We start from the raw sequence: 18,361 nt of genomic DNA, 5'->3' as shown, positions 1-18,361 counted from the left end.
TTTTGTTAGTTTGGAGAAAATAGAGCGAGCTGCACAATCCCAAAAGAAGCCGGGCTCTATGCGAGCCCGGCTTCGGAAATGCTTTAGCTTAATACTACAACGCCATAGCCTTCAAGCGTTACGGTGCCGCTTAGCCGGTTGCCGGTGAGAAGGTCGGTTTTCGCTTCGCTGAGCGTAATCGTCGCAGGCTGCTCGCTGTAGTTGAGCAGGAAGTGGAGCGCTCCTGCTTCATCCTCGCGGATGGCTAGCTCAACCTCGGCCGGAAGCGTCATCCAGCCGGCTGACGGTGATACGAGGCCAAGCCGATCGATGATTTGGTTGGCTGAGGCTTCGTTAAATACGGCGCCGAAGTACCAGGCCTGCCCTTCGCCGAACTTGTTTTTCGTTACGGCTGGCTTGCCTGCATAATAGTCGGAGGCGTAATGGGCGACAACCTGGGCAGAGTCGCTCTCTACGCAGAGGACATCGTTGAAGGAGTCCGCACCGGTCAAAGCTTCGCTGCCGCCGCTCCATTTCATCGAAGTCGCTTCGCGCGTGCCTTTGACCATCGTAAACTCTTCAACGGAAATGCCGCACAGTCCCGCAGCCGCTCCCGGGAACGGGCGCATGTAGCAGTGGCCATGTTCATCTTTGTAGCCGGTTCGGCAGCCAAAAATAACAATGCCGCCCTCGCGCGTATATTGTTCAAGAAGCGCAGCCGTCTCATCGCGCATAATGGCTGGATGCGGGTAGACGAGCACCTTGTAGCGCCGCAAATCGTCGATCGTAGTGCCGCTGCGCATGTACAACGTATCGTTAGGGATATGGCGGCGGTTCAGCGCCTTAAACCATGCTTTGCCGCTTTGCCACGCGAATGGGCCATGCCAAATATCGTATTCGCCATCCCATTCATTATCGTAGTCGCGAAGCAGCGCGATCTCCGCTTTAAAAGAAGTAGCTGCGATGCGGTTCCCTGCTTGCGCAAGCTCGGCACCGATCTGACCGGCCTCGCGGACGCGGCGGTTCGGCTTATTGTGGTAATCGTTGATGCCATGCCAGTAGATTTCGTTGCCGAACGTCGCGGTCCGCCAGCGGAAGTAGAGCACCATATTCGCGCCGTGAGCGATCGATTGATAAGTCCAAAGGCGCATTTGCCCAGGCTTAGGCGAAGGCATATCCATCCGGTTAACCCAACCGCCCGGGCCTGACTGCTGCTCCATAATGGCGAAGTTCGGCGAGATCGAGCGAACCGCTCCAAGCGTCTGGCTCCAGCCTCTGTCTGCAAGCGGATTTACCTCATCTTTATCGTAATAGATGGTGGAGAACTGCGGATACGAGTCATAGCTGAAAAAGTCGAGCAGCTCATCATTCATCCGGTGGCTGTCCAAATGCCCGAACAGGCCGTTCGTCGTAACCCAGTGATTAGGGGCGGTCTCACGCAAAATATCTCCCTGTACTTTAGCGTATGAAATCGTGTTATCCGATATAAAACGTTTCTCGTCCAGCGCTTGATGCGGATTGGGCTGCTTCTGCGCTGGCGTTGGACGGGGCAGGAAAACTTGCTCCCAGTCCGAATAAGTTTGGCTCCAGAAGACGGTGCCCCACGCTTCGTTAAGCCGCTCCAGCGAGCCGTATTTCTCCTGCAGCCAAGCGCGGAACGCATCATGATCGGCAGGCGCATAAAACTCGCTGATCTCGCAGTTGAATTCATTGTCGATCTGCCAGCCGATAACGGCGGGATGATTTTTGTAGTGTTCAGCCATTTGGCGCGTAATGGTCGCAGACAGCTCGCGGTATTTTTGACTGCTGTAGTTATAATGGCGGCGCAGGCCATGGTGCAACGTTACGCCGTCCTGCGTGACGTTCAGCACCTCAGGATATTTATGGGTCAGCCAAGCCGGCGGTGTAGCAGTCGGCGTACCGACGATCACCTTCAGTCCGTGCTTATGGGCTAAATCCAGCGCGCGATCGAACAGGTCGAACGAAAAAACGCCCTCCTGCGGCTCAAAAATCGACCAAGCAAATTCCGCTACGCGAACGATCGAGAAACCAAGCTCGCGCATCCGGCGGAAGTCATCCTCCCACAAGGTTTCTGGCCAATGCTCCGGGTAATAACAGACGCCAAGGCGAAACTCTTTTAACGCTTCGGTATGCTTCACAACATGCTCCTCCTAGTGTTCGAATTTATATTTATGCTAATATATTGCGAAAGAATAGTCTCGATTTCTATTTTAAAATCAATCATATTAACCGTAAATGACAATATCCTGCGATTCATGATACAATATTGCGAACTTGAAGAAAGGGGCGGGAGCGATGCTTAAGCACTATATCGTACCGAAACCGGCTTTTTCGCAGTATGTCTGTTATCCCGACCTATTCGGAAGGTACTATTCGTTTCCGCAGCATGCCGAGCGCAGAGAGCAAGGGCAGCTGAATGATTATAATTTGCATCTGATTTTTGAAGGAAGCGGTTATGTGATGAATGGAAGCAGCGGCGAGCGGCTGGAGCTAAAAGCGGGTGACGGCTTTTTGTTCCCGAAGCATGCCTTTCAGCAGTACGGCTCAAGCACGGATGATCCGTGGGATGTGCGGTGGATACATTTTGAGACGAATATTCCGCTGCCGATGTTAAGGGAGGCCGATGATTCTGGAGGGTGGCTGTTCACGTTCTCCAACCGCGAGCGGTTCGAGGTGCTGACGGAGGAAATGTATGCGCTGTGCAGCCCGTTCGAGACGAGCAATGAACCGCGCCTGTCTGCGCTGCTTTATGAAATATTAGTGGAGCTGGTGCAGCATTCGGTAAGGCTGGAAGGTTCTGCGGTACTGGAGAAGCAAAATGGGATCCGGGCAGCAGCCGATCAAATCCGGCATCGATGCAAGGAGCCGTGGAGCTTGGAGCGAATGGCGGAGCTTGCGGGCTACAGTCCTTATCACTTTCTTAGACTGTTCCAGCAGGTAATGGGGAAAACGCCGAATCACTATGTCACGGAATGCCGCATCGATGCAGCGAAGCTGCTGCTGGCGACTACGGCTTTATCCGTGACAGAGGTTGCGGCGATGTGCGGCTTCGCACAAGCGAGTTATTTTATACGTGTGTTCCGATCATCCGAGGGCGTTTCTCCGAAAATGTACCGTACCATCTATGGACAAAGCGCGACGCTTCATTAATCGGCTTTGACGGCTGCATGGATCGTTATGCCGGATGGATCTTGGATCACATATGCGTTTCCAAGCGCAGTAGCCTGAACCCCTTCGCTGCGCAGATGCGCAAGCCATGCTTCACGGGAAGAAGTTGTCGGAAATACGATTGTATAATAAGACAAGCCTACCGTATTAGCCGGCGGCAGCACAGCGCCAACGCCTGCCCAAATGTTCATTCCGATATGGTGATGGTAGCCGCCTGCCGATACGAATACAGCGGACATTTGCGCATAGTCGCCAACCACATCAAAGCCAAGCTTGCCTTCATAGAAAGCGCGCGAGCTCCGCAGATCGCCAACATGAAGATGGATATGCCCAATGACGGTGCCTTGCGGCAGGCCGCTCCATTCCAGCCCTTCGCTTGCGGCGAGCAAGCTTTCGATGTTAAGCGGATCGGTTGCCATTACATAATTGCCTCCGGCATCGCGCTTCCACTCCGAACGCGGACGGTCCGCATAAATTTCGATGCCGTTGTTGTCCGGATCTGCAATGTAGAGCGCCTCGCTAACCAGATGATCGGCCTGCCCAATATGAATGCCCGTCTGAATCAAGTTGCGCAAAGCAAGCGACAGGGAGGGGCGGTCCGGCAGCAATAGGGCAAAATGGTACAACCCTGCATGGGATCTTCTTTGCGGCGCAACTGCATTCGGAACCTCCTCGAGAATGAGCAGCGTATGCTTCCCATCGGCAGTAAAAGCAGCCGAGCGCTTCTCCTCGTCATGCGCCAGCACCTTTAACCCGACAACTTCCTCATAAAACCGAATCGACCGATCCAATTGGCTAACCTTGAGCTTTACTTCGCCGAGCGAAATATGCGGGTCCAAAATCGTTGACATCGTAATTCCTCCTCTATATCTGGTTGAGAAGCAGCCATGCTACAAACGCGCAAACCTCTAATGCAGCTCCTAATGTTTATATCTTGTACAAAATACTGGAAAATACTTCGTTTCATGCTCATACTATAGAAAGTCGTCATTTATCGTAGCATATATTTAAAATTAAATAAAGTAACTAATTAAAAGTAATCAACTTATACGTTTGCATGAACAGGAGGGCGGTATGAGAAAAGCTTTGTTTTTGGCGGAATGGATGCTGCTTGTTGGGATAGGAGGGATGGCGCTTATTATGGTGCTGCCGGTCTCTGGCCTATTCGACCGTGATACGGAGCTTAGCGCAGCTAAGAAAAAGGGCTACTATTACGAAGTGAATGCGGATAAGCAAACCTATTTTAATAAAAAGGTAAGCGTTGATGGTGTTGTATATGGCGAGGGTGAGCTGGTCGTCTATATGACAGCGAAGGGATTATTTGCGATTCCAAATTTACCTCAGCATATTCAGGTGAAAACCGATTCCGGCCAGGTGTTTGATCATCGCAGCTCCAGCGCATCAAGCAACATCTATCAATCAAGCGGACAATTTACGTTCAAAAATGTGCCGCCAGGCATCAAATCCATTACGGTGTTTAAAGAAGCCTACGGCGAGTCCCTCTCTTTTCACATATCGTTTGGGGGAGGGAACGGAAACGAATGAATGCGTCCAACAAACGTTTGCTTGGTCATTGGATTAGGTGGATGCTCATCCTTTTGTCCAGCTGTATCGTCTTTATAGCTATGTTCTCGCAAAGCTCTATTCACTTGGAGAAAGTCGTGCGAAACGCTATGAACGTGGCAGAGGTGCCGAACGCGCCTATCGCGATCAGAACAAAGATCGGTCAAAGCTATGAGCTTCTGAATATCGTCGACCGCAAAAATGCCATTTATCATCAATTATTCGTAAACCGCACGCTCGGACTATTATGGAATTACCGCGGGGGCAGCTTTGGCATGAAGCTGGAGCCGCAAGTGCTGCTTAGCTTTCAGGGCGGGATGTCTACGTTTGGAAAGCATCGCCATTATTATTATGTTGGACAATTCAACGATCCTAAAATAAGCCGGCTGCATGTGGTATGGTGGGACGGCTACGAGCAGGACGCAGCCATCAGTGACGGCGTATACCAAGCAGCACGCTCTATTCGAATCTCAGAGGAGTCGCAGCAAAATTTTTCCGCTATGAATAAGCTTTTCGCATATGACGCGAATGATCGGTTGCTCTACGAGCTTAGCGACGAGAATCGGGAAATCAGATCGGATACGGTGACTGAGGAAGCCTCCTGAAAAAAAAAAAGAGCCGTCCGCGCATAATGAAGCGGTGGAACGGCTCTTCTTATTAGGCTTGTATGCTTGGCTGGCTTGGCGCCGCAGGCTGCTTCTTCTTGGATGGAAGCGGACCAAACAGCAGCCAGTGCCACTTGAACGGGGCGCAAAGCGATACGATTGCCCACGGGACGAGCAGGGCGATCATGAACCCGCCTGCCGCCCAAACATGATACAGAAGGGGTTCGCCGCTAACGTTTATTTTGCGGTATAGAAACAAGATGACGGGATGAACCAAGTAAATGCCAAATGATGTGGCTCCGATATGCAGTAGCGCTCTGACCGCCCATTTGTTCCATGATGTATAGATCCAGAAGGAAACTTGAAGCAGCACAATGCCCGCAGTCACGCAGCGCAGCTCGTCTACCAGCTCCAATAGATCCGTATTTATTATCGATATTTTATGTACCCGGCTCTCGTAATAAAAATAGACCATAACCAAGCTCGACGATAAAAACAACAGCCATAACGCAATCGTTGCGATTATTTTTTGCGGCGTAATATTTTTTCTTGTGAGGTTGATCCACTCAGCCAGCTTCAAGTAATAAATGCCGATAAACGCGCCAGCCGTAAAGTAAAACATATAAGTAAACGAATAGCTGCCCGGGCTCTTGAGATGAAGCAGCGCGATTAGCTTATAAATAAATAGCCATTGCACTAGCAGACCGATCCAGACGATATGTTTGCCGAGCGACGGAAAACGTTTGACGGCAAACAGCATGAGCGGCGCAAGCGCATAAAATTGAATGATAATAACGACGAAATAAAGATGAGTGTACGTTTTGCCGATGACCAGCATCTTGAGAAATTTAGTCGTCGTAAAGTAGCCGATAAAGGTTTGGACATCGGTGAAGCCGAACTGGGCCAGCCTCGTAAAACCAAAATATAAAAAAGAGAATATGAGAAACGGAAGCAATATTTTGGACATTCTTTTTTTGTAAAATTGACCGATGGTTTTTGCCGTGAAGGGTTTGTCGTAATAGTTGTAAAAAAGCACGAAGCCGCTTAAAAAAATGAACACGGGAACCGCAAACTTAGTAAAGTTGTTTAAAAAAATGTAAAGCGGATAAAGCGTAGCTTGGTGATCGTAGCCCGCTACGATCGATGATGTAGCGTGAATCATGATGACCGCGAAAATGCCGAAGGCCCGGACGATGTCCAGCTCGGGTAAATACGGTCTTTTTGCAGCGTGTGCCATTAAAATCCCCTTGTTTTTTATAGGATGCTAGCATGGTTATCAAGGCTATAAAAAGTCCTCTATCGATATTATAAGGTCAGTGCTAATTTCAGCCAATACTTTTATTTTTTTGCAAGATCTTCCCGCTGCAGGTAAGCCATATTTCGTACAGACAAAATGGATTCGACTTGATATGATAGGTCCAACTAAATGTTTATCGTCCCTTTGGGATGGATCAAGGAAAGGGGCTTCTTGCTCTTATGTGGCTTACTTATTCGGTGTTCGCTGCGCTATTGTTTGGCGTGCGGGGCATTCTGTATCATTGGACGAGTCAAAAGCCGCTCAACCGTAATTTATTGCTCTTCGGAACATTCAGCATGGGTTCAATTATAAACGGCATTTGTGCGCTGGTTTTCTCGTCGAACTGGACGATGGCGGCGCTTATCGGGATACAAATGGGATTGTTCTCCTTCGGCGGCAATGCAAGCATGTTTAAAGGTTTTGCGGTGGGCAAAGCTTCGCTCGTCGCGATTTTAACGGCGCTGCCTTCGGTCGTTGTGGTCATCGTTGCTTTTGGACTGTGGAACGAGAGGCTTCATGCGATGCAGCTTATTGGGTTTGTCGTCATTATAAGCGGCGTGCTGCTGGTCCGGATGTCGAACGACATCTCGCTTCGGAATTTGCAAGGGGCGCAGTGGGGCTTGCTTGCGATGCTGCTCTTCGCGGCAAATGACTTGTCAGGCAAATGGTCAACGATGATGGAGGCGGATTTGTTTCCGACGATGTTTTTTGTATTCGTGACGGGGGCTGTCTGCTTTGGCTTATGGTGGCTTCGGGATTGGCAGCGCGCGCGGGGCCGGCGGGTGGTGGCGCTTCAAACGACAAACTTAGCAGTCGGCGAAGTGCGTGTGTCGCAGCATGCTGCCGGTTATAGCGATGGCGGCCTTCCCGTCGCATGGAGCGGCAAAAGGACCTATCTCGTCGGCCTCGCGATCGGGATCACAAACGGCGTTGGCTTGATGCTCATCGTAACGGCATTCTCCTTAGGCAAAGCCGGACTCGTATCCGCGGTTGCCGCCTTAAATGTGTTGATCGTGCTTCTATACACGCGCTTCTTCGTTAAGGAGAAGTTTAAACGGGTGGAGGTTATCGGCATCTCGCTTGCATTCGCCGGTATTCTGCTATTGCGCTTGTTTGGGACTTAATCGTTAAAAGGTGAAAAAGCTTTGCAGCGGCTTTCAATAGAAGCCGTTGCGAAGCTTTTTTCTTTTATGGGGGATATTGACAAATGATCCATGTTCATTTAAATTGTGTTAAATGGATATTAAATGTTTTTCATAAAAAATTAAATTTTAGTTTAATAACCACTTAACTAGAAGGGCGTTGAACATGTTGGATTGGGAAGAAATCGTTGAACGGTTACGTTTTTCGTATCATGAGCAAATCGAGTTTATGTCAGCGGTGACCATTGTTGCCCAATTTGAGCATATTAAGGAGTTTGCGCGTGAGGTTCATTTTTCGATAGATGATGAGCTTACCGACATGGTCGAGGCTGCAAATGCCAGTTTAAGCAAACATGTGAGAGGAGAAATGGCTGTCTTTTTCTCCGAAAACATGTTTAAGGGGAAGCTGGACTATGTCATGGTTCATGTGTACTTAAGGCATCGGGAGCAGCTTGGCACCCCTGAAGATTATTTGGCTAGCTACCGCGCCATGCCGGCAAACGAATTGGTCAGCCATCTGGCTGCCGCCATCTATAGCGATGAGAAGATGGAATGGACGATGGGACATGACTGGAGCGAGATTTCAAAGGATGGGGAGCTGCTCTACAAGCTGGCAGCGGCTAGCGAGCTTTCGGACCATGCCGAGCATGAAACGCTGCTTGAGCATATTCGCTATCCCGAGGAATACAAGCAGCGCACTTTATTTTTACTGGAACAATTTTATCGTTATGCGTATTTGCCCATACGCGATAGGCTGCGGGAGCTTGGCGAGGCTGGAGCGGAAAAGTATAAGGCTTTGTTTAAAGAGAAGCCGGAGCAGGCAATCCGCGATGTTGCCAAAATGGATGCGGAGCTAATCGATAAGGAAACGGATATTCATGTCAGCTACTTCGCTCAGGTACGGGTAAGCATCCATCGTGATGATCAAGCGGGTCAAGCTCATTTGGTCGTGCTTGGGGTCAACAATGACGCGTTTGCATGGCAGCGCGAGGATCAGGAGACGATTGAACGTTTTTTGAAGGTGATCGCCGACAAGCGCAGGCTGGAAATGATCGAGCTGCTCCACAGCAAAAACTACTATGGCAATGAGCTTGCCCAGGCGCTTGGCTTAACGCCTGCCGCGATCAGCTATCATACGAATATGCTGTTCGATCTTAATCTCATTCATTTGATTAAATCAGACAACCGTATCTACTATGAGCTGGACAAAGAGAAAATCGCTTATTACTGGGAGCAAACGAAGCGGGTATTATTGCCATGACGCAAAGGGGAGTGTGCTGAATTGCAGGAGTATGTATATGAGCTGAAGGGCGTAAGCCAGATTTATAAGAAAGGCAAAACCTCCGTGACAGCCAATGACGACATCTCGCTCACCATTCAAGAAGGTGAAATCTTAGGCGTGCTTGGACCTAACGGAGCGGGCAAATCGACGTTGATTAAGCAAAAGGTCGGCCAATTGAAGCCGACGAGAGGTCAGGTTCTCTTTTGCGGAGAGGATGTGTTTAAGCATACGCGTACGATAGCCAGCATGGTCGCCTATTACGCGCAAGAGCCGCATGTGCTGTCGGCGCTTAAAGTCCACGAGGCGCTTGCTTTTACAGGCAGGTTAAGGGGCATGCAGGCACGGGAAGCGGATAAACAAGCGATAGAGCTGCTCGAGCAATTCGATATGGCCGAGTGGAGGGGGAAGCCGCTTAAGCAGCTGTCCGGCGGGCAGAAACGATTGATCGGAATTGGCACGGCGCTAATTGGGCGTTCACCCGTCCTTATATTCGATGAGCCGACCAATGAGCTTGATCCCAAAAAAAGGCGGCTCGTTTGGAATCTGATTAAGGAGCGCAACCGCGAGGGCGCGACCATTATTTTGGTCACGCATAATGTGCTGGAGGCGGAGCAGGTTGTGGACCGGGCGGCTGTCATTAACCATGGCAGGCTGCTGGCGATTGACCATGTCGCAACGCTTAAGCAAAAGGTGGATCAGCGGCTGAAATTTGAGCTGACGGCAGGAAACGGGCGCCGGGCTGAAGCCGCTGCCGCTCTCGCTCCATTTGGCATCGTGCAGGAGCACGGGGAGAACAGACTGCTGCTGCTTGTTGAGAAGCAGGAAGCAAGCCATGCGCTGGCCTATATTATCGAGCATACGGAGCTGCCGATTATTGAATATGCGGTCGTTCCGCCAAGCCTGGAGGACGTCTATTTTCACATCGACGATATGGCAAGAAAGGAGGCGGTTATTTCATGAGCAGCGCTCCAATGCAATTAAGGATTAAGCGGCCGGCATCGCTCTTTGGGGCGAAGCGGCTGCTCACGGAGCTGGACATTTTATTCCGCATTCAATTTGCGCTTATTCGCGACAGCTGGATCATCGTCGTGCTTGTCGCAACGATATTTCCGCTGACGACGATACTGTTTATGCGGTTCTTTATCGCCGACCCCTCACCTGAGATGATGGTCCAAATCATTGCCGGCAATATGATATTTGGTGTCATTATTATGGGACTAAACAGCATTGGGCAAGAAATTTCGATGCAAAAGCATCAAGGACATTTTACGTTTTACGCATCGCTGCCCATCCTGAAAATAAACTTCGTAGCCGCTAATTTGCTCCGCGGGCTGATGAGCACGATACCGTCCTTCGTGCTGCTTGGCGTCATCGGCTACTGGATATATGGCGTGGATCTGCATTTATCTTGGGGATTGCCTCTCGTTATGCTGCTGTCTCTCACTAGCGTTGTTGGGCTTGGCGTCTGTATCGGCTTCTGGTCGCCGAATCAGCAACTGACCAACATGCTGGCGCAGCTGCTGATGATGGTCGTAACCTTCCTCTCTCCCGTCATGGTGGAGCGGGACCAGCTGCCTGAGGTGCTGCAATGGATCTCTTATATTTTTCCGACTACCTATGCCGCTGATGCGATGCGCATCGTGTTGCTTCATGGCTGGACGCAAGCAGTCATGCTGGATTGTTTAGTGATGCTTCTATATACGTTCATTACATTATTTATCGTTAATCGGCTGGTTAGCTGGCGGGTTTAAGGAGAATCTGAAGCTTAACAACAATAAGGGCTGCTCCTATGGAATGTACCAATCCATAGGAGCAGCCTCTATTGCGTAAAACAGCTATTGCCTGGGCTCATTACTGCTGGCCTGGACGGATGCGGACGACGCCGACTTCCGATGCGTTGATGGCGAATGCATTGCCGCCTTGATTGATGGTTGCGCTAGCGCCTTGTTTTACGTTAACGAAGGTTTTGCCGTTGTTCTTTTTTACCCAGTTGCCTTGCTTGGCATGTTTAAGTCCCATTTTCTCACCCCCTTCAAGAGTGCTGCCGGACGATGCCGGAGCGGAATGAAGAGCGGGCGCTAGCCTTTTTTGCCTTTTTTGAAAATTTGTACGGTTGCTGCGTTGCTGGCAAGCACGTTGCCTTGCTCAGCGCTTGCTTCAGAAGATTGATAAATATTAATAATTAGATATTTGTTTTTTCCTACTTGGTACTTTATCGTTTTTACGCTTGATCGAACCATCTGCAAAACCCTCCCCCGCCAGCCATTCTAACTTGCTAGATATTATATGAGAGAATCAGACAGGCAGTATCCGCGAATGATAACCGGCAAATCTATCATTTACTCGTTCCTTTTGTAATGCGAGGGCGTCGTGCCCGTTAGTTTCTTGAACATGCGGTGAAAATGCGGAAGGCTCTCGAAGCCGCACTGCTCGGCGATGCCCGCGATATTGGCATCGCTCTCGACAAGCAGCTCCTTGGCGCGAATAATTCGTTTGGTCGTGACGTATTCCGTCACGTTCATCCCGGTTAGCTTCTTGAAGACGCGCGAGAAGTGGGCAGGAGTGACGGAAGCGCGCTTCGCCAGCTGCGACAAGCCAAGGGGACTGCTCGGATGCCCATCGATATAGGCTAGCGTAGCCGTCATCCAGCCGGGTGCCGTGGTGGATAAGGTCTGCTCTTCTTCTGACGGGTTAAGCGTGCGCCCGAGCAGCAGCAGAATTTGCTGCAGATGAAGCAGAACGGCTTGTCTGTAGCCTGGCAGCTTGTCTGACTCCTCGGCATGAATATGATCGATGAATGCGATAATTTGCTGTTTATCGGCAGCTTCCGCTGCGAGCAGCTTGTAGGCTTTGCGGCGCTTGGCCTGCTCGAAGCAGCGTAAGTAGGAGAAGGAATCGCCAAGCGGCGGGCTGTGCACGAGCGAAGCGTTAAAGAACAAAGCGGTTGACGTCTTCGGATCTTCCGGATCGGGAAAGGAGCGGTGGATGGTGTTGCCGGGAATGAGAAAAATATCGCCGGGGGCGGCGTCATAGATCGTTTGGTCGATAAAAAAGGTGCCTCTACCGCTATAAATATAGACCAGCTCATACCAGTCATGAAAATGGTCAGGCAGTTCGTTTTGCGCGCTTTTAGTATCCTTATAGACGCATTCGAATGGAAAAGGGGTCATGGCATCGAATCTTTTGCGATACGGATTCATCGCTTCACCTCATTCGGCAGTTTGTCAGCCTGATTGTAGCAAATATCAAAATAGAGTACAAATATGCGAGTATTGATTATTTCAGAGATCAATATTGTTTTTTATAATAAAGAGGAACCTAATCTGCTAGAAAAGAGGCGGAAGCGATGAGAGTGGATGCGCATCAGCATTATTGGAGCATCGAACGAGGGGACTATGGCTGGATTACGCCGGATATTTCGGTGCTGTGCCGTGATTTTTTGCCGCAGCATCTGGAGTATCATTTACATAAACATAAGCTGGACGGATCCATTGTTGTACAGGCGGCGGCAACGCATGCGGAGAGCGATTATTTGCTGGCATTAAGCGAGGCTTCCGATACGATATTAGGCGTCGTCACATGGCTGGATCTTGCTGACCCGGACTATCGCAACCATTATGAACGGTTCGCGCAGCATCCGAAGTTTGTTGGCTTCCGGGTTATGATTCAGGAGATGGCTGACGCGAATGCGATTCTTGCGCCAAGCTTTGTGGAAGCGCTCGCTTTTTTCGCGGAGAAGCGTGTGCCCGTTGATTTGCTTGTCGTATCGCATCAGCTGGAGCCCTTGGTCAAGCTGCTGGATCAGGTGCCTGGCCTGCATGCAGTCATTGACCATATGGCTAAGCCGCGCATTAAGGACGGGATTTTGGAGCCGTGGAAAAGCCAAATGATCCAAATCGCCGCCCATCCTCACATTTATTGCAAGCTTTCGGGCATGGTGACCGAGGCGGATCATTCTAGCTGGAAGCCTTCTGATTTCAAGCCCTATATCGAGCATGTGCTTGCGGCGTTCGGGACAGACCGTGTCATGTATGGAAGCGATTGGCCGGTGAGCCTGCTGGCAGCCAGCTACGACGATGTTGTTGCGGTGCTGGCAGAAGCGCTGCCAAGCACATGGACCGAAGCGGAGCGGGAGAAGCTGTTCGGATTAAACGCAAAGGAGTTCTACCGCATATGACGACAACATTAAACGAAAGCCAGCTCGATGAGGAACAACGACGGTTATACGAGGCAGCGAAGCAGGCTAAGATTACGGTGCTGCAAATAGGCGAGGGCAATTTTTTGCGCGGCTTCTTTGACTGGATGCTGCATGAATGCCGAAAGCAAGGCTTATACGAGGGCAGCATCGCGGTTACGCAGCCGCGGCCTGGCGGCAAGCCGAAGATCGATGCGCTCGCAGGGCAGGATGGATTATATACGCTGGTCATTCGCGGCTTGGAAAATGGGGAGCGCGTGGAGCGGACGGATGTGATATCGGTATTTAGCAGCGTATTTGACCCTTATTCGGATTGGGAGAAGTATCTCGCTTTAGCCGAGAATGCCGACCTGCAGGTCGTCGTATCCAATACGACGGAGGCGGGACTTGTATACCGGCCCGAGGAGCTTGTGGAAGGGCAGCCGATTCAGTCGTTTCCCGGCAAGCTGACGCAGCTGCTGTATCGCAGATTCACGTATTTTAACGGTGATCCTGAGCGCGGCTTGGTTTGTTTGCCTTGTGAGCTGCTTGAGCGCAACGGCGATGAGCTTCGCAGCTGTGTACTCCGCTATAGCGAGGATTGGGGTTATCCCGACGCATTCAAAGCGTGGGTCATGACGCATAACCGCTTTTTAAACTCGCTGGTGGACCGTATCGTTACGGGTTATCCGGATGAAGCGCAGGCTGCGAGCTGGTTCGGCGAATGGGGCTATTCCGATCCGATGCTGAGCACGGCGGAGCCTTACCATCTGTGGGCGATCGAGGCGGAGCCGGAGCTTGAGAAGCTGCTGCCGCTGCGCGCGGCAGGTCTTAACGTGCATTGGGTGGATGATTTGTCGCCCTTCCAGCTGAGAAAGGTAAGGATTTTGAACGGGGCGCATACGCTCATGACGCCGCTTGGGCTGCTGCAGGATTTGGAGCAGGTGCGGGAGGCGATGGAGCATGCGGCGCTTGGGCCGCTTGTGAGGACGACGGTAGAGACGGAAATTATTCCAACGCTCGCGGTTGACGAAGCAGAGCTGCGGACTTATGCAAATGATGTGTATGAGCGTTTCTTGAATCCGTTCATCCGCCACAGGCTCGCAGATATTGCGATGAACAGCTTAAGTAAATTTAAGGTGCGGCTGCTGCCATCCTTGCTTCATTATGCGAAAGCTGGCAAGGCTGCGCCAAGCGGCTTAGCCCAAGGCTTCGCCGGTTTGCTGCGCTATTACAAGGTGGTACGGGCCGAAGGCGGCTTTGAAGGGAAAACGCTAAGCGGTGCTTCATATACAGTACGGGATGATGCCGGCATGCTGGAGATCATTGCGGCGGTTTGGACGGAGGCGGCGGAACAGCGGTGGACGCATGAGCAGACGACGCGCAAGCTGCTTGGTTTAACGGACATATGGGGACGCGATCTGGCGGCTGAATGGCCGGCTTTGGCGTCAGCCGTGGCTGAGAATATAGCGGAAATGGAGCGATGCGCGAATGAATAGCTGGGTCAGGCTGCATGAGGAGGATCATGTTGTCATCGCGCTGCAGCCTTTTGCCAAAGGGGACCAGCTGACGCTTGAGGAAGGAGAGCCGCTTACGCTGCAAGCTGAAGTGCCGAAGGGGCATAAGGTGCTTACGCGGGCAGTTCGCAAGGGCGAGCATGTGCTGAAATTTGGCTATTCTATCGGTGTAGCGAAGGAAGATATCGAGCCTGGAAGCTGGGTGCATACGCATAACATGGGTACGGGCTTGAAGGGCTTTGTGGATTATGCCTACGAGAAGGCTGTTCCCATACAGGCGAAGGCGACATCGCCCGATGCAGAGCGTACCTTTCAAGGCTTCGTTCGAGAAAATGGCGACGTCGGCATCCGCAACGAAATTTGGATTATCAATACGGTGGGCTGCATTAACAAAACCTGCGAGATCGTAGCCAGAAAAGCGCATGCTCTCTATGAGGGGCGAGTTGACGGCGTATATCATTTTGCGCATCCGTTCGGCTGTTCCCAGCTCGGGGATGACCTTGTGCATACGCAGAAGCTGCTTGCCTCGCTCGTGAACCATCCGAATGCAGCAGGGGTGCTCGTCATTGGCCTTGGCTGCGAGAATAATCAGATTGATGCGTTCAAGCGGGCGATTGGCGAGCATAGCCCGGAGCGGGTAAAGTTTCTGAAATCGCAGGAAGCGGAGGACGAGATCGAGGATGCGCTGGGGCTTGTTGAAGAGCTGGTCAACTACGCCGAGCAGTTCGTACGTGAGCCGGTGCCGGTGTCGAAGCTGAAGCTTGGCTTGAAGTGCGGAGGCTCGGACGGCTTGTCCGGCATAACGGCGAACCCGCTCGTAGGCGCGGTGTCTGATCGTTTGATCGAGGCGGGCGGAACGGCGATTTTGACCGAGGTGCCGGAAATGTTCGGAGCGGAGACGATTCTGATGAGCCGTGCCGCAAACGAGCAGGTTTTTGGTAAAATCGTTCATTTGATCAACGATTTCAAGCAATATTTTATAAAGCATGATCAAGAAATTTATGAAAATCCTTCACCCGGCAATAAGGCGGGTGGCATTAGCACGCTGGAGGAAAAATCGCTCGGCTGCACACAGAAGGGCGGCCATGCGATCGTGCGGGACGTTGTGCCTTACGGGGAGCGCATTACGAGCAGCGGCCTTAATCTGCTGGAGGCGCCGGGCAATGATCTTGTGTCGGTAACGGCGCTGTCAGCGGGAGGGGCGCATATCGTGCTGTTCACGACGGGAAGGGGAACGCCGTTTGGCGGACCGGTGCCGACGGTGAAGATTGCGACGAACAGCGAGCTTGCCGGGCGGAAGAAAAACTGGATTGATTTTAACGCAGGGCAGCTTCTTGAGGGCAAAAGCATGGAGACGCTGACTGACGAGTTATGGGAGCAGCTGATCAGCCTTGCTTCAGGCGGGACGCAGACCAACAATGAGCGCAACGGCTTTAAGGAAATTGCGATCTTTAAGGACGGCGTTATTTTGTAGGCGCACATAAGGAGTGGTAAAGATGAAATATCGCAAGCTTGGCAAGACGGGCCTTGAAGTGTCGGCGCTTAGCTTCGGGGCATCGTCGCTTGGATCGGTGTTTAGGGAGACGAATGACGCGGAAAGCGTACGGACCGTGCATACGGCGGTCGATATGGGCATCAATCTGATCGATGTGTCGCCGTATTACGGCTTAACGAAGGCGGAGACCGTGCTCGGGAAGGCGATAGCGGAGATGACGAGAGATCGGTTTATTTTGACGACGAAGGCAGGACGTTATGGCGCGGACCAGTTCGACTTTTCGGAGAAGCGCATTATGGGCAGTTTAGATGAGAGCCTGCAGCGATTGCAGACGGACTATATCGATATTTTGTTTTTGCATGATATTGAATTTGTGCCCTTCGAGGAGGTTGCGGAGGGGGCGTTCCTCGCGCTTGATAAGCTGAAGCAGCAGGGCAAAATACGTTTTGCCGGCATATCGGGGCTTCCGCTTGCGGTGTTCGAAAAAACGCTGGCTTACACGGAGCTGGATGCCGTGCTATCTTATTGCCACTACTCGCTCAATGACACGTCTTTACTGGATATTGTACCGCTGCTTGAGCAGAAGCAGGTTGGTCTTGTGAGCGCATCGCCGTTATCGATGGGGCTGCTGGGCAACCGGCCGCTGGCGGATTGGCATCCCGCAGGCGCTGATATTCGGGCGTTATGCCAAGAAGCAGCCATGCACTGCGCGGCCAAAGGAGAGGATATCGCCAAGCTGGCGGTGCAATTCGCCACGGCGAACGATCGCATACCAACGACGCTCGTCAGTACGGCTAATCCGGACAACATTCGCAAAAATATCGAATGGACCGATGAGCCGCTGGATCAGGAGCTGCTCGCCGAGGTGCTTGCGATTCTTGCGCCCATTCATAACCGCAGCTGGGAAAGCGGAAGAGAAGAATACAATACGAGCGTCATCGGATAAGGGGAGACATGCTGGGTGAGAGCAATCGTATGTGAGCAAATCGATCAGCTGAGGTTAGTGGAGCAGGAGGAGCCGGTATTATTGCCAGGGATGGCTGTCGTTCGGATTCGCAGAGTGGGCATATGCGGAACCGATCTGCATGCGTATAAGGGAAATCAGCCCTTCTTCTCGTATCCGCGCGTGCTTGGCCATGAGCTGGCAGGAATCGTCGAGCAGGCTGATGATCCGCAGGGCAAGGTCAAAGCAGGCGATCAAGTGAGCGTTATTCCTTATATGCACTGCGGCAATTGTATCGCTTGCCGGGGCGGAAAAACGAATTGCTGCATGGATATGCGGGTGCTTGGCGTTCATATCGACGGCGGCATGCGCGAGCTTATTGCCGTGCCCGTGACGCATCTGCTCGTTGCCAATGAGCTGACGTTTGATCAAGCAGCGGTGCTGGAGCCGCTCAGCATCGGAGCGCATGCGGTTCGCCGCTCCGGTATACAAGCCGGAGAAACGGCGCTCGTCATTGGCTCGGGACCGATCGGGCTCGGCGTCATGGCGTTCGCCAAGCATCGCGGAGCGCGGGTAATCGCCATGGACATTCAGGAAGAGCGGCTGGCGTTCTGCAAGCGATGGGCAGGCGTCGATGAGACGGTGCATGCGCTGCAAGGCGCCAAGGAGCGGCTGGCTGAATTAACGAATGGCGAGTATCCGGCAGTCGTATTCGATGCTACGGGCAACGCACGGTCGATGACCGATGCGTTTGGCCTCGTCTCCCACGGAGGCAAGCTCGTTTATGTAGGCCTCGTCAAAGCGGAGCTTTCCTTCAGCGACCCGGAGTTCCACAAACGGGAAATGACGCTAATGGGCAGCCGCAACGCGACGATTGAAGATTTCTCCGCCGTCCTGGAAGCTTTGCAAAGCGGCAGCGTCGATGTAGGCAGCTACATCACGCACCGTGTGCCGTTTGCGGAGATGATCCAGCATTTTGACCATTGGCTGAAGCCGGAAGCGAAGGTCATTAAAGCGATAGTGGAATTATAACCAAGTCATTCCGACTATGATAGAGAGTCCGACTAAAAGGCGTTCCAGCCTGAAGCCGGACTTTCTCTGCGTTTATGGCCCGCTCGCCGAAAATGCGGCGGGTTGGTAGAAAACGTTTATACTCATTTCGTACCGTTGACAAA

Annotated in this window: 18 protein-coding genes; 12 read left to right on the top strand and 6 right to left on the bottom strand. The window is 51.8% G+C overall.

Translation table 11 applies throughout. From position 1 onward, the window contains the following. Positions 1-83 precede the first annotated feature (83 nt). Entirely contained in the window at positions 84-2,138 is a 2,055-nt protein-coding gene (locus ADU23_RS03565) for a beta-galactosidase (protein WP_053372491.1), read from the bottom strand. Between the two features lie 157 nt (positions 2,139-2,295). Between ADU23_RS03565 and ADU23_RS03560 the strand changes: the two genes are divergently transcribed. Continuing rightward, the gene (locus tag ADU23_RS03560) at positions 2,296-3,150 is read left to right on the top strand and encodes a helix-turn-helix transcriptional regulator (protein ID WP_053372490.1); all 855 of its coding nucleotides are present in this window, start codon (positions 2,296-2,298) and stop codon (positions 3,148-3,150) included. Here ADU23_RS03560 and ADU23_RS03555 read toward each other — a convergent pair. After that, a complete protein-coding gene (locus tag ADU23_RS03555) occupies positions 3,147-4,019 on the bottom strand; it encodes a VOC family protein (protein WP_053372489.1) in 873 nt (290 codons plus the stop codon). The two genes, ADU23_RS03560 and ADU23_RS03555, sit on opposite strands and share 4 nt — an antisense overlap. Positions 4,020-4,242: 223 nt before the next feature. Between ADU23_RS03555 and ADU23_RS03550 the strand changes: the two genes are divergently transcribed. Both ADU23_RS03550 and ADU23_RS03545 read left to right on the top strand, forming a co-directional pair. Then, positions 4,243-4,713 (top strand): hypothetical protein, encoded by a 471-nt coding sequence (locus ADU23_RS03550; RefSeq protein WP_053372488.1) that lies wholly within the window; start codon positions 4,243-4,245, stop codon positions 4,711-4,713. After that, the gene (locus ADU23_RS03545; RefSeq protein WP_053372487.1) at positions 4,710-5,336 is read left to right on the top strand and encodes a hypothetical protein; all 627 of its coding nucleotides are present in this window, start codon (positions 4,710-4,712) and stop codon (positions 5,334-5,336) included. The genes ADU23_RS03550 and ADU23_RS03545 overlap by 4 nt, the downstream gene beginning before the upstream one ends. Before the next feature lie 52 nt (positions 5,337-5,388). On the opposite strand, the gene ADU23_RS03540 is transcribed toward ADU23_RS03545, so the two are convergent. Then, complete coding sequence (locus tag ADU23_RS03540) at positions 5,389-6,573, bottom strand: acyltransferase (protein WP_053372486.1); 1,185 nt, start codon at positions 6,571-6,573, stop codon at positions 5,389-5,391. A 239-nt stretch (positions 6,574-6,812) separates the two neighbouring features. On the opposite strand from ADU23_RS03540, the gene ADU23_RS03535 reads away from it, so the two are divergent. From ADU23_RS03535 to ADU23_RS03520, 4 genes are all read left to right on the top strand, one after another. Then, a complete protein-coding gene (locus ADU23_RS03535) occupies positions 6,813-7,757 on the top strand; it encodes an EamA family transporter (RefSeq protein ID WP_053372485.1) in 945 nt (314 codons plus the stop codon). A gap of 184 nt (positions 7,758-7,941) precedes the next feature. Then, on the top strand, positions 7,942-9,036 hold the full coding sequence (locus tag ADU23_RS03530) for an ArsR/SmtB family transcription factor (protein ID WP_053372484.1): 1,095 nt from the start codon (positions 7,942-7,944) through the stop codon (positions 9,034-9,036). 21 nt (positions 9,037-9,057) lie between these two features. Beyond that, a complete protein-coding gene (locus ADU23_RS03525; protein ID WP_053372483.1) occupies positions 9,058-10,017 on the top strand; it encodes an ABC transporter ATP-binding protein in 960 nt (319 codons plus the stop codon). After that, a complete protein-coding gene (locus ADU23_RS03520; protein ID WP_053372482.1) occupies positions 10,014-10,808 on the top strand; it encodes an ABC transporter permease in 795 nt (264 codons plus the stop codon). Before ADU23_RS03525 ends, ADU23_RS03520 begins: the two co-directional genes overlap by 4 nt. Before the next feature lie 100 nt (positions 10,809-10,908). On the opposite strand, the gene ADU23_RS33105 is transcribed toward ADU23_RS03520, so the two are convergent. The 3 genes from ADU23_RS33105 to ADU23_RS03515 form a co-directional block, all read right to left on the bottom strand. Beyond that, on the bottom strand, positions 10,909-11,076 hold the full coding sequence (locus ADU23_RS33105; protein ID WP_176707739.1) for a hypothetical protein: 168 nt from the start codon (positions 11,074-11,076) through the stop codon (positions 10,909-10,911). Between the two features lie 59 nt (positions 11,077-11,135). Next, on the bottom strand, positions 11,136-11,297 hold the full coding sequence (locus tag ADU23_RS33100; protein ID WP_176707738.1) for a hypothetical protein: 162 nt from the start codon (positions 11,295-11,297) through the stop codon (positions 11,136-11,138). A 99-nt stretch (positions 11,298-11,396) separates the two neighbouring features. Then, positions 11,397-12,257 carry an AraC family transcriptional regulator gene (locus ADU23_RS03515; RefSeq protein WP_053372481.1) on the bottom strand — a complete coding sequence of 287 codons (861 nt, stop codon included), beginning with the start codon at positions 12,255-12,257 and terminating at the stop codon, positions 11,397-11,399. A gap of 146 nt (positions 12,258-12,403) precedes the next feature. Here ADU23_RS03515 and ADU23_RS03510 point away from each other — a divergent pair, with 146 nt between their 5' ends. Genes ADU23_RS03510 through ADU23_RS03490 form a run of 5 tightly spaced genes read left to right on the top strand, consistent with a single transcriptional unit; the run spans position 12,404 to position 18,218 of the window. Further along, entirely contained in the window at positions 12,404-13,234 is an 831-nt protein-coding gene (locus ADU23_RS03510) for an amidohydrolase family protein (protein WP_053372480.1), read from the top strand. Beyond that, entirely contained in the window at positions 13,231-14,730 is a 1,500-nt protein-coding gene (locus ADU23_RS03505) for a tagaturonate reductase (RefSeq protein WP_053372479.1), read from the top strand. Before ADU23_RS03510 ends, ADU23_RS03505 begins: the two co-directional genes overlap by 4 nt. Further along, a complete protein-coding gene (locus ADU23_RS03500; protein WP_053372478.1) occupies positions 14,723-16,222 on the top strand; it encodes a UxaA family hydrolase in 1,500 nt (499 codons plus the stop codon). The genes ADU23_RS03505 and ADU23_RS03500 overlap by 8 nt, the downstream gene beginning before the upstream one ends. 22 nt (positions 16,223-16,244) lie before the next feature. Then, on the top strand, positions 16,245-17,189 hold the full coding sequence (locus tag ADU23_RS03495; protein WP_053372477.1) for an aldo/keto reductase: 945 nt from the start codon (positions 16,245-16,247) through the stop codon (positions 17,187-17,189). Between the two features lie 15 nt (positions 17,190-17,204). Continuing rightward, a complete protein-coding gene (locus ADU23_RS03490) occupies positions 17,205-18,218 on the top strand; it encodes a zinc-binding alcohol dehydrogenase family protein (RefSeq protein ID WP_053372476.1) in 1,014 nt (337 codons plus the stop codon). The last annotated feature ends 143 nt before the right edge of the window (positions 18,219-18,361 follow it).

The sequence above is a fragment of the Paenibacillus sp. FJAT-27812 genome, assembly GCF_001273905.1.
In the GTDB taxonomy this organism is placed as follows: Bacteria; Bacillota; Bacilli; order Paenibacillales; family Paenibacillaceae; genus Pristimantibacillus.
The sequence above is the reverse complement of the archived record's forward strand: the minus strand, read 5'-3'. Positions and strand labels throughout refer to the sequence as shown.

Coding starts and splice junctions, on each gene's coding strand:
- ADU23_RS03560 (WP_053372490.1), top strand. CDS start 2,296: ATGCTTAAGCACTATATCGTACCGAAACCGGCTTTTTCGCAGTATGTC.
- ADU23_RS03555 (WP_053372489.1), bottom strand. CDS start 4,019: ATGTCAACGATTTTGGACCCGCATATTTCGCTCGGCGAAGTAAAGCTC.
- ADU23_RS03550 (WP_053372488.1), top strand. CDS start 4,243: ATGAGAAAAGCTTTGTTTTTGGCGGAATGGATGCTGCTTGTTGGGATA.
- ADU23_RS03545 (WP_053372487.1), top strand. CDS start 4,710: ATGAATGCGTCCAACAAACGTTTGCTTGGTCATTGGATTAGGTGGATG.
- ADU23_RS03540 (WP_053372486.1), bottom strand. CDS start 6,573: ATGGCACACGCTGCAAAAAGACCGTATTTACCCGAGCTGGACATCGTC.
- ADU23_RS03535 (WP_053372485.1), top strand. CDS start 6,813: ATGTGGCTTACTTATTCGGTGTTCGCTGCGCTATTGTTTGGCGTGCGG.
- ADU23_RS03530 (WP_053372484.1), top strand. CDS start 7,942: ATGTTGGATTGGGAAGAAATCGTTGAACGGTTACGTTTTTCGTATCAT.
- ADU23_RS03520 (WP_053372482.1), top strand. CDS start 10,014: ATGAGCAGCGCTCCAATGCAATTAAGGATTAAGCGGCCGGCATCGCTC.
- ADU23_RS33105 (WP_176707739.1), bottom strand. CDS start 11,076: ATGGGACTTAAACATGCCAAGCAAGGCAACTGGGTAAAAAAGAACAAC.
- ADU23_RS33100 (WP_176707738.1), bottom strand. CDS start 11,297: ATGGTTCGATCAAGCGTAAAAACGATAAAGTACCAAGTAGGAAAAAAC.
- ADU23_RS03515 (WP_053372481.1), bottom strand. CDS start 12,257: ATGAATCCGTATCGCAAAAGATTCGATGCCATGACCCCTTTTCCATTC.
- ADU23_RS03510 (WP_053372480.1), top strand. CDS start 12,404: ATGAGAGTGGATGCGCATCAGCATTATTGGAGCATCGAACGAGGGGAC.
- ADU23_RS03505 (WP_053372479.1), top strand. CDS start 13,231: ATGACGACAACATTAAACGAAAGCCAGCTCGATGAGGAACAACGACGG.
- ADU23_RS03500 (WP_053372478.1), top strand. CDS start 14,723: ATGAATAGCTGGGTCAGGCTGCATGAGGAGGATCATGTTGTCATCGCG.
- ADU23_RS03495 (WP_053372477.1), top strand. CDS start 16,245: ATGAAATATCGCAAGCTTGGCAAGACGGGCCTTGAAGTGTCGGCGCTT.